The following is a 14,736-nucleotide window of genomic DNA, read 5'->3' on the forward strand; positions in this document are numbered from 1 at the left end:
GCCCAGGACGAGGCGAACTGACATGCTGGCTTACATCCTGCGGCGCCTGCTGCTGATCAATACCCTGACCCTGTTCGGCCTGGTGCTGGCGATCGGCATCGTGGTGGACGATGCCATCGTCGTGGTGGAGAACGTCGAGCGCAATATCGCCGAGGGCCTGGAGCCGCTGGCGGCAGCGCACCAGGCGATGCGCGAGGTGTCCGGGCCGATCATCGCCATTGCCCTGGTGCTGTGCGCGGTGTTCGTGCCGATGGCCTTCCTCGATGGTGTCACCGGGCAGTTCTACAAGCAGTTCGCGGTGACCATCGCGATTTCCACGGTGATCTCGGCGATCAACTCGCTGACCCTTTCCCCTGCCCTGGCGGCGCGCCTGCTGCGCCCGCACGGCGCGGCACCCGACCGCCTGAGCCGGGTGATCGACGCGCTGCTTGGGCGTTTCTTCGCGCGATTCAACCGAGGGTTCGGCAGCGCCTCGCAGCGCTACCAGGGCACGGTGCAACGCACCCTGGGGCGGCGTGGCGCGGTGTTCGTGGTGTACTTCGCCTTGCTCGGGGCCACGGCGTGGCTGTTCAACAGCGTGCCCGGCGGGTTCATTCCGACCCAGGACAAGCTGTACCTGTTCGCCGGCGCCAAGCTGCCGGAAGGCGCATCGCTTGAGCGCAGCGCCGAGGTGACTCGCAAGTTGGGTGAGATCGCCCGCGAGGTCGAGGGCGTGGCCTACGTGCCTGGCTATGCGGGCTTCAACGCCTTGCAGACGGTCAATACGCCGAACGTCACTGCCTCCTACGTGATCCTCGACCCGTTCGGCGAACGCAGCCGCAGCGCGGCATCGATCAACGCCGAGCTCAACGAACGCTTCGCCGCCATCGGCGATGGTTTCGCCTATGCGCTGATGCCGCCGCCGATCCAGGGGCTGGGCAATGGCTCGGGCTATTCGCTGTACCTCAAGGACCGCGCGGGGCTTGGATATGGCGCGTTGCAGCAGGCCTTGCAGGCGTTCACCGCCGAGGTGGCCAGCACGCCGGGCATGACCTTCCCGGTGAGTTCCTACCAGGCCAATATTCCGCAGCTGGAAGTGCGCGTCGATCGTAGCAAGGCCAAGGCGCAGGGTGTGGCTTTGAACGATTTGTTCGAGACCTTGCAGGCTTATCTCGGCTCGGTCTACGTCAACGACTTCAACCAGTTCGGCCGGGTCTACCGGGTGATGGTCCAGGCCGAGGCTTCGGCGCGCCAGCAGGCCGAGGACATCACCGCGCTGCGCACGCGCAACGACCAAGGCGAGATGGTGCCGATCGGCTCGATGGTCACCGTGGTGCCGACCTTCGACCCGGACCCGGTGATCCGCTACAACGGCTTCCCGGCCGCCGATGTGATTGGCGACTCCGACCCGCGCGTGCTGTCGTCGGCGCAGGTGATCGAGGTGCTGCAAGGCATCGCCGAGCGTACCTTGCCGCGCGGCATCGAGCTTGAGTGGACCGACCTCAGCTACCAGCAGGTCAACCAGAGCCATGCGGCGCTGATCGTGTTCCCGGTAGCGGTGCTGTTGGTGTTCCTGGTGCTGGCCTCGTTGTACGAGAGCTGGAGCCTGCCATTGGCGGTGATCCTGATCGTGCCGGTGTGCATGTGCGCGGCGTTGCTGGGGGTGTGGCTCAGTGGCGGTGACAACAACGTGTTCGTGCAGGTGGGGCTGGTGGTGCTGATGGGGCTGGCGTGCAAGAACGCCATCCTGATCGTCGAGTTCGCCCGCGAGCTGGAAATGCACCGCGGCATGAGCCCGGTGCAGGCGGCGCTGGAGGCCTGCCACCTGCGCTTGCGGCCGATCATCATGACGTCGGTGGCGTTCATCGCCGGTTCCGTGCCGTTGCTGCTGGGGCACGGCGCGGGTGCCGAGGTGCGGTTCGCCACGGGGGTGACGGTATTTGGCGGGATGTTGGGGGTGACGTTGTTTGGGTTGTTCCTGACGCCGGTGTTCTATGTGGCGGTGCGCAAGTGGGCGCAGCGGGGTGAGGTGCTGCGGGGGGAAGCTGCCTGAGGGCATTGTGCGGCCGCTCCCACGCAGAGAGGGGCGGCGGCAGAAAGTCTCGCTGATGCGCTGTGCTAATCACGGCGATAGTAGAATTATATTTTGCGCACTAAATATTATCGCGCAATATACGTCTCAAGCAGCGACAGTCGCTGACACCACTACCCAACGATACCGGAGAACGATCATGACCTTCAGCAAAGCCATCGCCATCGCCACCTTCACCCTCGGCACCAGCGTCAGCACCTTCGCCCAGACCGCCACCCCGTACCAGTACGGCATGGACCTGGACATCGACCACGTGATCTCGGTCGACGCCAAGGCCACCACCGGCCACGCCAGCACCGCCACCCTGACCTACCGCGACAGCGACGGCCAGGTGCAGAAGGTCAGCTACATCCGCCCAGCCATCAACGCCAACCAGAACTGATCAACGGCCCTGGGAATGGGGCTGCCGCGCAGCCCCGGCAACACCGATTGAACAGCGACAGGATCAGGCAAAACGGCGGCACTAATCAGATAACGCCAATCGATTGGGAAACTTAATCTAAACCCATGCAGCAAGGGCACCCCACTCAACCGAATCGCACTTGGACACTTTGGAGCCGCCACCATGAAATCGATCACTACCCTGATCCTCAGCGCCACCCTGATCGCTACCAGCGCCAGCGCTTTCGCCGTCAGCAGCAAGCCACAGCAGCCAGTGGTCGCCGAAGGTGGCTACGAGCGTACCCCAGCCGGCCAGCGTGTCGCTGAAGGTGGCTACGAGCGTACCCCAGCCGGCCAGCGTGTCGCTGAAGGTGGTTACGAGCGCACTCCTGCTGGCCAACGCGTCGCCGAAGGTGGTGCAGATCGCCTGCGGGAAATCCAGCAGCGCGCTTGATCCCCACGCTTGGCCCAAAACGCAACAGCCCCGGCAAATGTCGGGGCTGTTGCGTTACGCCAAGTCAGTATCTAACTCACCCCAGGCAACGCGTCACATGCTTCACCGACTGGTACGCCGACAACCCCCAAGGCCCCAGTTCCCGCCCGATACCGCTGCCCTTGGTGCCGCCCCACGATGTCTCGACGAACACCGCCTGCACCGAGTTGATCCACACGTGCCCCACCTCCAACGCATCGGCCACGCGCTCTGCACGGTCGAGGTCGGCGCTGCACACGGTGGCCACCAGTCCGAAGCGGCTGTCGTTGGCCTGGGCAATGGCGTCTTCTTCAGTTGCAAAGCGCCGCGCGCACAGCACCGGCCCGAAGATTTCCTCGCTCCACAGGCGGCTGCTCTGCGGCACATCCACATACAGCGTGGGCGCGACGAACCAGCCATCGCGCGCTAGCGCCTGGCCGCCTGCCAGGCACTTCAGGCCTTCCTCGCGGGCAGTGGCGAAGTAGCTCGCAACCTTCAGCCACTGTGCCTGGCTGGTCAGCGGCCCCATGACCACATCGTCTTCAGCCAGCGGGTTGCCTACGCGCAGTTGTTCCAGCGCCGCTTGCAGACGCGGTAGCAGCGTGTCGGCGATACCCTCCTGCACCAGCAGGCGCGAGGTGGCCGAGCACATCTGCCCGGCGTTCCAGGTAATGCCGGCGACGATCCACTCCACCGCCTGGTCCGGGTCGCAGTCGTCGAACACCACGATCGCCGACTTGCCGCCCAGCTCCAGGGTCACCGGGCGGCACTGCGCCGAGGCGCTGCGCATCACCTGGCTGCCCACGGCATTGCTGCCGGTGAACGACAGCTTGTCCAAACCGTTGTGGCTGCTCAGCGCCGCGCCGGTCTCGGCCTTGCCGTTGACGATGTTCAGCACCCCGGCGGGCAGGCCCAAGGCCTGGGCGATCTCGCCATAGGCCTGTTCGACCAGTGGGGTGACCTCGGACGGCTTGAGCACCACGGTGCAGCCAGCGGCCAAGGCCGGGGCGAGCTTCCAGGCGCTGGTCACCAACGGGAAGTTCCACGGCACGATCAGGCCGACCACGCCCACCGGCTCCAGGCGCGTCCGGGCGCTGAAACCCGGCGCTGCCAGCGGCACGCCGCGGTTTTTCTGCGGCAGTTGTTCGGCGAGTTCGGCGTAGTAGGCGAAGGTGGCGATGGCGTCGTCCAGGTCGATCTCGGCCTCGTGGCGCGGCTTGCCGTTGTTGCGCATCTGCAGGGCGATCAGCGTTTCGCGGCGCTGCCCGAGTTGCTCGGCAAAACCACGTAGCAGGGCCGCGCGTTCGGCAGGGGCGGTGGCTTTCCAGGCGGGCAGGGCCGCGCGGGCGGCACGTACGGCCTGGTCGACCTGGGCGCTGCTGGCCGACATCAGTTCGGCGAACGGCAACCCCAGGGAAGGGTCGCTGACCGTGATGCAGTCGTTGCCTTGGCCTTCTACCCAGTGGCCGTCGATGTAGTGGGGTGTGGTCATGGTCGGTATCCGGTCAGGCCATTTCGGCGGTGGTCACAGGTGTTGTCGGCGCGCTTTTGCAGCGCACCCAGCGCGGGCCTTTCGGGCCATAGACGCCAGCAGGTTCAGGGAACAGGTTGAGCAGGATCAGGTACAGCACGGCGGCGATGCCGAGGGTGACCGGCAGGCTCAGGTCGATACCGCCCGCCAGCTCGCCCAGGGGGCCGACGAATTGTCCCGGTAGGTTGACGAAGCACAGGCCTACGGCGGCGCTGGGCAACCACGCGCCCATGCCGCGCCAGTTCCAACCGTGCAGGAACCAGTAGTGGCCGCCGCGCTGGCCGCGGGTGAACACTTGCAAGTCGTCGGCGTGGTAGAAGCCGCGGCGGGTGATCAGGCCGAGGATCATGATGATCATCCAGGGGCTGGTGCAGGTGATGATCAGCACGGCGAAGGTCGACACGCTTTGCACCAGGTTGAAGGCGAAGCGGCCAATGAAGATGAAACCGATGGCCAGCACGCCGATCAGCAAGGTGGCAGCGGCGCGGCTGAGCAGGCGTGGGAACACGCTGGACATGTCCAGCCCGGTGCCATACAGCGCGGTGGTGCCGGTGGACATGCCGCCGATCACCGCGATCAGGCACACCGGCAGGAAGAACCAGGTCGGCGAGATTGCCAGCAGTCCGCCGACGTAGTTGTTGGCGGCGATGTAGTCCGGCGCCTGGCTGGCCACCAGGGTGGCGGTGCACAGGCCGAACAGGAATGGAATCAGGGTCGCGGCCTGGGCGGCGATCACCGCCAGCATGATACGCGCCTTGGGGGTTTCACGCGGGATATAGCGCGACCAGTCGCCAAGGAAGGCACCGAACGACACCGGGTTGCTCATGGCCAGGATCGCAGCGCCCACGAATGCGGCCCAGAAACCCGCCTGGCCCAGGTTCACGCTGCCAGCGAAGCCCGCATCGAAGGGCCCGGCGAAGGCGAAGATACCCAGCAGGAACAGCAGGCTTGAGGCCCACACGGCGATCTTGTTGACCCACAGCATGAAGCGAAACCCATAGATGCACACCACCAGCACCAGCACGGCGAACAGCCCGTAGGCCAGGCCCAGGGTCATGTCGGTTTCCGGCAGGCCTACCAGGCGCTTGGCGCCGCCGACCAGCGCATCACCCGAGCTCCACACCGACAGCGAGAAGAACGCCACGGCGGTGAGCAGCGACAGGAACGAGCCGACGATACGCCCGTGCACGCCGAAGTGCGCACCCGAGGACACCGCGTTGTTGGTGCCGTTGAGTGCTCCGAACAGGCCCATGGGCGCGAGGATCAGCGCGCCGACCGCAACCCCCAGCACGATCGCCCAGGCCCCGGCCTGGAACGACAGGCCGAACAGCACCGGGAAACTGCCGAGCACGGCGGTGGCGAAGGTATTGGCACCGCCGAAGATCAGGCGGAACAGGTCCAGCGGGGTGGCGTGGCGTTGGTCGTCGGGGATCTGTTCGACGCCATTGGTCTCGATACCGGTCGAGTGGCTCATGGTGGGCTCCAGCGCGATTCGTTGTGGTTGTAGGTGCGATGGCAGTGCGGCAAGGCCGCGGTCGAAATATCAGGCGGGCGAGGCGACCGACAGGTGCTCGTGACAGGCCAGCCAGCGCTCGCCGACACGGCGAAACACGATGGTCTCGCGTTCCTCCAGGGCAAGTTCCTCGTCATTGATGCGCAGGCGCGTGGCCACGTCGTGCATGAAGATCGCCACCTCGCCTTGCAGGCTCACCTGTGCATTGCTCGACTGGCAGCCGAGCACCGCGAAGCCTTCGGCCTGCCACTGCGCCCACAGCTGCTCGTAGGCGCGGCGTGATAGCAACGGCTGGGGCAGGGTGTGGAAGAGGAAGGTGGCGTCTTCGCTGAAACAGGCGAAGTAGCGGGTGCTGTCGTTGCTGGCGAAGGCGGCGACGAGGTCGGCGGCTGCCTGGCGTACCTGGAGGGTCTGGTCCACGGGAGTGGCCTCACGGTTATTGTGATTATGGTGAGGGGATTCTGGAGAGGAGCGAGGGTAGGAAAAATCGCTGGGGATAAATAATCAGTTCAGGAATTTGTGAACCAAATGGAGCTCAGACCGATCAAGTGGCCAGTTGCTACAAGTGCCGCCGGCGCGTGGGTAAGCCCAAGGGTTATTGGCTGTGATTCCAAGAGGATTGATTACTGGGCAGGTCACCATGGGGGTCATTGACAGCGAGGGTGCCGTGCAGAGGTAATTGGTCGGTATAGATCACCAGGTTTCTACCGCCCGGGTTGGCGATGGAACTGAAGAGAATGCCAGCATAATCGCCCTCCAACGCCAGGTCGCCGATTAGCCAACTGGGTGGTTCGACGCCCTCGTTGAAGCGAATTTTTCGCCAGTCACAGAAAAAGTCTTTCCAGATGCTTGGCCAGCTCTCGTGGTAACCATTGGTGAAGTCGAGCACACGGTTAAGCGTGAGCGAGTAGCTCACCAGCAAGCCCGGCGGGAGAAACGGGCTGCCCTGCTGGAATTCGGCGATGGCCGTTTCGGGTTCGAGGGACAGGTATAGCGCCTCGAGCCCCTTACGATTGGCACGGCCACCCTGGCTTGCAGCACCAGCGCCCGAAGTGGGCGTAATGGCCCACTTCGGTGTGTGCATGCGGTAGCAGTCGAGGTTTTCCAGGTGAGTGATTTTCATCCCTGGGCGCCGGCTTCCCAGGATTGCAAGAAGGCGATCAGCGCCTCGGTCCTGCCTTCGCTGACGATCTCTTCGGCGGTCTTGTAATCGAACACCGACAAGGGTTCGTTCTTGAACCAGAAGATGGCCTTGGTCATGTCGGTACCCATGTCGGTCACGGCACGCAGCACCCGAACCGCGTCGCGAATGTAGGCCTGGATCTTCTCCGACTCAGGTGCGTTGCGCACCGTGTTGCGGTGCACGTGGGCGCGCGAGGCGAAAGTCTGCTGGTCCATCGAAAACACTTTCAGGAACCGCTCGGGAGAAAACATCACCCGGTTCACCTCACGAAGCGACTCCATCAACGCTTCGAAACTGGTCGGGCGAATTTCCAATAATGCGTTGCTGGTCATTGATGACCTCCGAGTGACTTGCGTCGATTATGAGGATAATTTTCGCACAAAATAAGCACAAATCAAGCTCTTGATTCTCGCCAGCCCCACCCCCCGATTCGATTGTTCGTATACAACGTCGCAGGGTCTTGTGGGGTAGGGATCAGGAGAGGGCGCCAGTGTTCTTATCCGGCCCGAAACCAGTGTGCGCGGATCCAGCTCATGCTTGTGCGAATTGGCATACCTGAAGACTCAATGAATATTTCGTTTTCGACCCAGACTATGTAGCAAATCGGAAACATTTACCTGAAACGTCCGAATAATAGGTGTGAAATTCCTTCATCTGCTGAGTATCGTTTTTATACAGACCCCGTGAGCGCAAACCCGAACAAAAGGGAGCAAGCGATGCTGGCGATTTCCAAGTTTGCAAGATGGCTGAAAGAACCGTCGCGTGAGGTGGCAGTGGTGATCGTGTCCAGCACTGCGCTGGCAGAGGACGTCAGCCAAGGCCTGGAGGCCGCCATCGCCGACTGGAACGAGGTCGCTCACCTGCGGGTGGAAGACATGGAAGGCCTGCAGGCCAATTGGCTGGCCACCGATGTTGCCCACGCCTCAGGCGAATGCCAGGCCAGCGAACTGCTGCGGGCGGTGTCCAAGCGCTGCTACCTGCTCGACCTGGAAAGCGATGGCTCGGTACGCCTTGCCTGGTTGGGGTCGGTGTGCGGGCACGAGCTGCGTTGCCTGCAACTGGAGCCTGCGCTGGCCGCCCAAGGCGAGGCGCAGGAGCAGGTCGTGCGGGTAGTGGAAGTGGCCAGGTCACTGGTCAAGACGATTCTCGAGGAGCGCTTCGCGCCCTGAACCCCATTCCAACAAGAACAATACCGAGGTCGAGTCGCTGTCATGAGCAAGCAAGAAGCCGCTGGCCGTCTGGCCGAAGTGTTCCAGGTAGACGAAATCGATGCTGTAGAACTCCAGGAGTGGCGCGAGGCGCTGTTGTCGTTGGTCGAGCACGATGGCCCGGAGCGGGCCAGGCAGGTGCTCGACATGCTGACAGTGCTCGCCCGGCGAGCGCCGATCGACTGGCAGCCACCCCACGGCACGCCCTACGTCAACAGCATCGGCGTGGACCAGCAGCCGGTGTTCCCCGGCGACCTGGCCATCGAGGAGCGCCTGGCCTCGATCATGCGCTGGAATGCCCTGGCCATGGTGGTGCGGGCCAACCAGGCCTATGGCGAGCTGGGCGGCCATATCGCCAGCTATGCCAGCGCCGCCGACCTGTTCGAAGTGGGTTTCAACCATTTCTTCCGCGCAAGCAGCAAGCCGGGCGCTTCGGACCTGGTGTTCTTCCAGCCGCACTCGGCGCCGGGCGTGTATGCCCGGGCCTTCCTCGAAGGGCGCCTTGACCAGAGCAACCTGGAACACTATCGCCAGGAAATCAGCGCCCGCCGCGCCGGTGTGCAGGGCCTTTCCAGCTACCCGCACCCCTGGCTGATGCCGGACTTCTGGCAGTTCCCCACTGGCTCCATGGGCATCGGCCCGATCAGCTCGATCTACCAGGCGCGCTTCATGCGCTACCTGGAGCACCGCGGCTTGCAACAGACCGGCGAGCGCCGCGTATGGGGCGTGTTCGGCGACGGCGAGATGGACGAGCCGGAAAGCATGTCGGCGCTCACCCTGGCCGCCCGCGAGCGGCTGGACAACCTGGTGTGGGTGGTCAACTGCAACCTGCAACGCCTGGACGGCCCGGTGCGCGGCAACGGGCGCATCATCGACGAGCTCGAAGCGCTGTTCTCCGGCGCCGGCTGGCGGGTGATCAAGCTGGTATGGGGTTCGGACTGGGACGGCCTGTTCGCCCGCGACGCCTCGGGCGAGCTGGTGCGGGCGTTGTCCAGCACCGTCGACGGCCAGTTCCAGACCTTCGCCGCGAAGGATGGCCGCTACAACCGCGAGCACTTCTTCGGCCAGAGCGAAGCCCTGGCGCGCCTGGCCCAAGGCCTGACCGACGAGCAGATCGACCGCCTCAAGCGTGGCGGCCACGACATGGTGAAGATCCACGCCGCCTACGCTGCCGCCCTGCAAACCGATGGTCGGCCCACCGTGGTATTGGCGCAGACCAAGAAAGGCTACGGCATGGGCGAGGCCGGGCAGGGCAAGATGACCACCCACCAGCAGAAGAAGCTCGACCGCGAGGCGCTGATCGCCTTCCGCAACCGCTTCAACCTGCCGCTGAGCGACGAGCAGGTCGAGACCCTGTCGTTCTACAAGCCCGCCGACGACAGCCACGAGATGCGTTATCTGCACGCCCGCCGCCAGGCCTTGGGTGGCTACCTGCCGTCGCGCCCACGCCATGGCGAAACCCTGGCGGTGCCGCCGCTGTCTGCCTATGGCGCCTTCGCCACCCAGGCCGAGGGCAAGGATATGTCCACCACCATGGCCTTCGTGCGCATGCTCGGCGGCCTGCTCAAGGACAAGACCCTCGGCCCGCGCGTGGTGCCCATCGTGGCCGACGAGGCGCGTACCTTCGGCATGGCCAACCTGTTCAAGCAGATCGGCATCTACTCCAGCGTCGGCCAGCAGTACGAGCCCGAGGATATCGGCTCGATCCTCTGCTACCGCGAAGCCCTCGACGGGCAGATTCTCGAGGAAGGCATCAGCGAGGCGGGGGCCATCAGTTCCTGGGTAGCGGCGGCCACCAGCTATTCGGCCCATGGCCTGCCGATGCTGCCGTTCTACATCTACTACTCGATGTTCGGTTTCCAGCGCATCGGCGATTTGATCTGGGCTGCCGCCGACCAGCGTGCCCGCGGCTTCCTGCTGGGCGCCACCGCCGGGCGCACCACCCTGGGTGGTGAGGGCTTGCAACACCAGGACGGCCACAGCCTGCTGCTGGCGTCCACGGTGCCGAACTGCCGGGCGTACGATCCGGCCTTTGCCGGCGAGTTCGCGGTGATCCTCGACCACGGCATGCGGCGCATGCTCGAAGAGCAGGAGGATGCGTTCTACTACGTCACCCTGATGAACGAGAACTACCCTCAGCCCAGCCTGCCCAGTGGCGTCGAGGACGACATCATTCGTGGCCTCTACTGCCTGGAAGAACATGCCGCGCAGGCGCCGAAGGGGCGTGTGCGGCTGCTTGGTTCGGGCACCATCCTGCGTGAGGTGCAGGCCGCCGCGCAGTTGCTGGCGCAGGATTGGAACGTGGCCTGCGAGGTGTGGAGCGCCACCAGTTTCAGCGAGCTGGCCCGCGATGCCCGCGAGGTGGAGCGCTGGAACCGCCTGCACCCGCTGGAGCAGCCGCGCACCAGCCACCTGCGCCAGTGCCTGCCAGCGGGCGCGCCGGTGATTGCCGCGACCGACTACGTCAGCGCCTGGCCGCACCTGGTGGCGCCGTACCTGCAGGACCGCTTCGTGGCCCTGGGCACCGATGGCTTCGGGCGCAGCGACAACCGCGAGCAACTGCGCGGCTTCTTCGAGGTGGACCGGCGCCAGGTGGTGCTGGCGGCGTTGTCCAGCCTGGTGGCCGAAGGCGTGCTGCCAGCGCAGGTGTGCGCCGAGGCCATCGCGCGCTACGCCATCGAGGTCGACGCCCCGGCGCCCTGGAACTGCTAAGCGCATTGCCCCACTGACGGTGGGTTGCCCGCCGTCATTTTCCCTACGTTTTGTTCCGAGCGGTCGCCCGCGCGGCGACCCCGTTCGCATGGAGTAACGCCATGAGCAGTTCCCAGGAAATTCGCGTGCCGGATATCGGCGACTACAAAGAGGTGGCGGTGATCGAGTTGCTGGTGAGTGCCGGTGAGTCGGTGAGCGACGGGCAGCCGTTGATCGTGGTCGAGACCGACAAGGCCGCCATGGAGGTTCCCGCGCCCTGGGCCGGGGTGCTGCGGGCGCTGAGTGTGATGGTGGGAGACAAGGTCAGCGAGGGCAGCCTGATTGGTTTGCTCGAGGGTGTGGCCAGTGTCGCGCCGGTGCTTGAGCCACAGGTCGAGCCAATGCCCAGCGTGCAGCGCCAGGTGGACAGCGCGCCAAGCCCCGCGCCGATACCAGCACCGGTGGACAGCCAATTGCCGTTCGCCTCACCCTCGGTGCGTAAGCTGGCACGCGAGCTGGGTGTCACGCTCTCAGGCGTTACCGGGACTGGCCCGCGCCGCCGTATCACCAAGGCCGATGTGCATGGGCATGTGCATGCACGGATGCTCGATCAAGCGCCTGCCGCTAGCCCGCGTGGCGGCCTGCTGGAAGGGCTGCTGCCCTGGCCCCAGGTGGACTTCGCCCGCTTCGGCCCGGTGCAGCGCCAGCCGCTGTCGCGCATTCGCAAGCTCAGTGGCGCCAACTTGCACCGCAACTGGGTGACCATTCCCCATGTCACCAACCATGACGATGCCGACATCACCGAGCTGGAGGCTTTCCGCCAACAGCTCAACCGGGAGTTCGCAGGCAAGGGTACCAAGGTGACCTTGCTGGCGCTGCTGATGAAGGCATGCAGCGTGGCGCTGGCCGAGTTTCCCAGCTTCAACGCCAGCCTGGAGGGCGATGAGTTGGTGCTGAAGGGGTACTGCCATATCGGCTTCGCCGCCGACACCCCGCAGGGTTTGGTGGTGCCGGTGATTCGTGATGTCGACAAGAAGGGCGTGCTGGTAATCGCCACGGAAATGGCCGAGCTGTCGGCCAAGGCGCGCGAGGGCAAGCTGGGTAGCGCCGAGATGACTGGCGGATGCTTCACGATTTCGTCGCTGGGTGGGATCGGTGGCAGTTATTTCACGCCGATCATCAACGCGCCGGAGGTGGCCATTCTCGGCGTGGGCAAGAGCCGAACCGTAGTGGCGTGGGAGGCGGGCGGGCCGGTGCCACGCCTGATGCTGCCGCTGAGCCTGAGCTGGGACCATCGGGTGATCGACGGGGCAGAGGCGGGGCGTTTCAATGCCTGCCTGGTGCGCTTGCTGGGCGACTATCGGCGGATGTTGCTGTAACTCGTGGCGCGAAGGCCGCGACGCGATCTAGAGCGGTATGCGCGTGGTCGACAGCACCTGGCGCAACCCCATGAACGACCGGATCTGCCGCACCCCCGGCAGGTACAGCAACTGTTCGGCATGCAGCCGGTTGAAGCTGTTGCTGTCCTTGGTGCGTAGCAACATGAAGTAGTCGAACTCCCCCGTCACCACATGGCACTCCATGCACCCGGAAACCTTCTGCGCGGCCGCCTCGAAAGCCGCGAAGGATTCCGGGGTGGAGCGGTCCAGCACCACGCCGATCAACACCACCATGCCCGCTTCCAGCGCTTCGCTGTCCAGCAGCGCGACGATCCCTTTTATCAACCCGGCCTGCTTGAGGCGCTCGACACGCCGCAGGCAGGCCGGGGCGCTGAGCTTCACCTTGTCGGACAGGGCCACGTTGGAGATCGAGGCGTCCTGTTGCAGGGTGTGCAGGATGGCGCGGTCGGTGCGATCAAGCGTGATGGGCTCTGGAGCCTTTCGCTTGCTTGTGTCTCGATCATTTGTTGCTTTCATCTGGTTTTATTCACAACAAAGAGTTTTGTAAGGGTGTTACTGCGAATCAATAGTTCTTATTTGTGCTGAAACTTGCAACCCGAATTTTCAGGTTTTTTCTTAGCATGGAAGCCATCGAAGCACGCCGCTTTTTCCCTTCGTCCCAGTGCTTGGATACCTCGAACAACAAGGAGCCATGCCATGAACCTGAGTCGCTACAAACGTTACCCGCTGACCTTCGGCCCCTCGCCGATCACCCCGCTCAAGCGCCTGAGCGAGCACCTGGGCGGCAAGGTCGAGCTGTATGCCAAGCGTGAGGACTGCAACAGTGGCCTGGCCTTCGGCGGCAACAAGACCCGCAAGCTCGAGTACCTGATCCCCGAGGCCATCGAGCAGGGCTGCGACACCTTGGTGTCGATCGGCGGCATCCAGTCCAACCAGACCCGCCAGGTGGCGGCGGTGGCCGCGCACTTGGGCATGAAGTGCGTGCTGGTGCAGGAGAACTGGGTGAATTATTCCGATGCGGTGTACGACCGGGTCGGCAATATCGAGATGTCGCGGATCATGGGCGCCGACGTGCGGCTGGACAGCGCGGGCTTCGACATCGGCATCCGTCCCAGCTGGGAGCAGGCCATGGCGGATGTGCGTGCCGCCGGTGGCAAGCCGTTCCCGATCCCGGCGGGTTGTTCCGAGCACCACTATGGCGGCCTGGGTTTCGTTGGCTTTGCCGAGGAGGTGCGCCAGCAGGAGGCCGAGCTGGGCTTCACGTTCGACTACATCGTGGTGTGCTCGGTGACTGGCAGTACCCAGGCCGGCATGGTGGTGGGCTTTGCCGCCGATGGTCGTTCGCAGCGGGTGATTGGTGTCGACGCTTCGGCCAAGCCCGAGCAGACCAAGGCGCAGATCCTGCGTATCGCACGGCACACCGCAGAGCTGGTCGACCTGGGCCGCGAGATCACCGAAGACGACGTGGTGCTCGACACCCGCTTCGCCTACCCCGAGTACGGCTTGCCCAACGATGGCACGCTGGAGGCCATTCGTCTGTGCGCTCGCACGGAGGGCGTGCTGACCGACCCGGTCTATGAAGGCAAGTCGATGCACGGGATGATCGAGATGGTGCGCCGTGGCGAATTCCCGGAGGGCTCCAAGGTGCTGTATGCACACTTGGGTGGGGTGCCGGCGCTGAACGCCTACAGCTTCCTGTTCCGCAATGGTTGATTGACCCCGGGAGCCTCTAAACGAGGTGCTCGGTTACCGCAGGCTCGGTGCTACCCACAAGGTATGCGCCGTGCCTGCGGGTTTTGTTTTTCCAGTATTCAGACCGTGATCCCGACCACGCGGTCCAGCGACAGGCGCCCGCTGCCACGCACGGCGATGTACAACGCCACGCCCGCGAGAACCACCGGGTACTCGATGCCGCGATCGATCCATGGCCAGGTCGGGCCAAGCGCATAACAGATCCCGACCATCTCCACGGCCATGGCCAGGGCAATCGGACGGCTGAGCAAGCCCAGCGCCAGCATCATTGCGCCGAGGGTTTCCAGGAGCATGACCAGCATCGCCAGTTCCTCGGCGAAGGGCAGGCCCATGACGTTGCCGATCAGGTTGATCGAGCCGGCCATCGGGTCGGCCATCGAGCCGTGGCCCGTGCCGAGCAGCTTCGGCAAGCCGTGGGTCAGCATCACCAAGCCGAAACCGCAGCGCAGCAGGGCGTAGAGCCAGGGCTCGGCGTGGCTGTAGATACGTCCCAGAGAAGGAAACAGCAGGCGTTCTTGTGTGTGATTTGCCATG

Annotated in this window: 14 protein-coding genes; 7 read left to right on the forward strand and 7 right to left on the reverse strand. The window is 64.4% G+C overall.

Translation table 11 applies throughout. The features are described 5' to 3' along the window. From ACQKPE_RS03695 to ACQKPE_RS03705, 3 genes are all read left to right on the forward strand, one after another. On the forward strand, positions 1-2,032 hold a 2,032-nt coding region (locus ACQKPE_RS03695), incomplete at its 5' end, for an efflux RND transporter permease subunit (protein WP_427663415.1). Positions 2,033-2,210: 178 nt separating this feature from the next. Then, positions 2,211-2,453 (forward strand): DUF2790 domain-containing protein, encoded by a 243-nt coding sequence (locus tag ACQKPE_RS03700; RefSeq protein WP_427663416.1) that lies wholly within the window; start codon positions 2,211-2,213, stop codon positions 2,451-2,453. Between the two features lie 183 nt (positions 2,454-2,636). Continuing rightward, entirely contained in the window at positions 2,637-2,906 is a 270-nt protein-coding gene (locus tag ACQKPE_RS03705; protein ID WP_427663417.1) for a hypothetical protein, read from the forward strand. A gap of 76 nt (positions 2,907-2,982) precedes the next feature. Here ACQKPE_RS03705 and ACQKPE_RS03710 read toward each other — a convergent pair whose 3' ends face one another. The 5 genes from ACQKPE_RS03710 to ACQKPE_RS03730 form a co-directional block, all read right to left on the reverse strand. Continuing rightward, positions 2,983-4,416 carry an aldehyde dehydrogenase family protein gene (locus ACQKPE_RS03710; RefSeq protein ID WP_427663418.1) on the reverse strand — a complete coding sequence of 478 codons (1,434 nt, stop codon included), beginning with the start codon at positions 4,414-4,416 and terminating at the stop codon, positions 2,983-2,985. 13 nt (positions 4,417-4,429) lie between these two features. Continuing rightward, positions 4,430-5,929, reverse strand: coding sequence for a purine-cytosine permease family protein (locus tag ACQKPE_RS03715; protein WP_427663419.1), 1,500 nt, complete (start codon positions 5,927-5,929; stop codon positions 4,430-4,432). Positions 5,930-5,998: 69 nt separating this feature from the next. After that, positions 5,999-6,388 carry a nuclear transport factor 2 family protein gene (locus ACQKPE_RS03720; RefSeq protein WP_427663420.1) on the reverse strand — a complete coding sequence of 130 codons (390 nt, stop codon included), beginning with the start codon at positions 6,386-6,388 and terminating at the stop codon, positions 5,999-6,001. Between the two features lie 175 nt (positions 6,389-6,563). Continuing rightward, positions 6,564-7,091: an RES family NAD+ phosphorylase gene (locus tag ACQKPE_RS03725; RefSeq protein WP_427663421.1), complete on the reverse strand. Its 528-nt coding sequence runs from the start codon at positions 7,089-7,091 to the stop codon at positions 6,564-6,566. Further along, positions 7,088-7,483: a DUF2384 domain-containing protein gene (locus ACQKPE_RS03730; RefSeq protein ID WP_427663422.1), complete on the reverse strand. Its 396-nt coding sequence runs from the start codon at positions 7,481-7,483 to the stop codon at positions 7,088-7,090. The genes ACQKPE_RS03725 and ACQKPE_RS03730 overlap by 4 nt, the downstream gene beginning before the upstream one ends. Positions 7,484-7,867: 384 nt before the next feature. Here ACQKPE_RS03730 and ACQKPE_RS03735 point away from each other — a divergent pair, with 384 nt between their 5' ends. The 3 genes from ACQKPE_RS03735 to ACQKPE_RS03745 all read left to right on the forward strand — a co-directional run bounded on the left by ACQKPE_RS03735 (position 7,868) and on the right by ACQKPE_RS03745 (position 12,429). Next, entirely contained in the window at positions 7,868-8,320 is a 453-nt protein-coding gene (locus ACQKPE_RS03735; RefSeq protein WP_427663423.1) for a transketolase, read from the forward strand. A gap of 42 nt (positions 8,321-8,362) precedes the next feature. Further along, positions 8,363-11,071 carry an alpha-ketoglutarate dehydrogenase gene (gene mdeB / locus ACQKPE_RS03740; protein WP_427663424.1) on the forward strand — a complete coding sequence of 903 codons (2,709 nt, stop codon included), beginning with the start codon at positions 8,363-8,365 and terminating at the stop codon, positions 11,069-11,071. A 101-nt stretch (positions 11,072-11,172) separates the two neighbouring features. Next, positions 11,173-12,429, forward strand: coding sequence for a dihydrolipoyllysine-residue acetyltransferase (locus ACQKPE_RS03745; protein WP_427663425.1), 1,257 nt, complete (start codon positions 11,173-11,175; stop codon positions 12,427-12,429). 27 nt (positions 12,430-12,456) lie between these two features. On the opposite strand, the gene ACQKPE_RS03750 is transcribed toward ACQKPE_RS03745, so the two are convergent. Beyond that, entirely contained in the window at positions 12,457-12,966 is a 510-nt protein-coding gene (locus ACQKPE_RS03750; protein WP_427663426.1) for an Lrp/AsnC family transcriptional regulator, read from the reverse strand. Between the two features lie 180 nt (positions 12,967-13,146). Here ACQKPE_RS03750 and ACQKPE_RS03755 point away from each other — a divergent pair, with 180 nt between their 5' ends. Further along, complete coding sequence (locus tag ACQKPE_RS03755) at positions 13,147-14,163, forward strand: 1-aminocyclopropane-1-carboxylate deaminase (RefSeq protein ID WP_427663427.1); 1,017 nt, start codon at positions 13,147-13,149, stop codon at positions 14,161-14,163. A 98-nt stretch (positions 14,164-14,261) separates the two neighbouring features. Here the strand turns inward: ACQKPE_RS03755 and ACQKPE_RS03760 are convergent, their stop codons facing one another. Further along, positions 14,262-14,735: a DoxX family protein gene (locus tag ACQKPE_RS03760; RefSeq protein WP_427663428.1), complete on the reverse strand. Its 474-nt coding sequence runs from the start codon at positions 14,733-14,735 to the stop codon at positions 14,262-14,264. Position 14,736 lies beyond the last annotated feature (1 nt).

The sequence above is a fragment of the Pseudomonas sp. NPDC089554 genome (assembly GCF_050280645.1).
Taxonomy (GTDB): Bacteria; Pseudomonadota; Gammaproteobacteria; order Pseudomonadales; family Pseudomonadaceae; genus Aquipseudomonas.